Below are 271 nucleotides of genomic sequence, written 5' to 3'. Positions count from 1 at the left end.
AGAAGGAAGCGAAGAAGTAACGGAAGAAGAAAAGGCCAAAGCGAAAGCGAAGGCAGCCGCCGCGGCAAAAGCAAAAGCAGCGGCATTAGCGAAGCAAAAAAGAGAAGGAAGCGAAGAAGTAACGAAAGAGGACAAGGAAAAGGCGAAAGCAAAGGCTGTGGCGGCCGCAAAAGCAAAAGCAGCGGCTCTAGCGAAGCAGAAGGCCTCGCAAGGTGATGGGGATTCGGGAGATGAAAAGGCGAAGGCAATTGCAGCAGCGAAGGCGAAAGCG

1 pseudogene is annotated in these 271 nt (G+C 53.1%); it reads left to right on the top strand.

Annotated features, from left to right (window positions below):
- Positions 1-271 (top strand): annotated as a pseudogene (locus MR113_RS27750) (NADH-quinone oxidoreductase subunit C); the annotation flags it as partial.

Source organism: Bacillus cereus group sp. BfR-BA-01379, from assembly GCF_022663605.1.
GTDB lineage: Bacteria > Bacillota > Bacilli > Bacillales > Bacillaceae_G > Bacillus_A > Bacillus_A mobilis.
The sequence above is the reverse complement of the archived record's forward strand: the minus strand, read 5'-3'. Positions and strand labels throughout refer to the sequence as shown.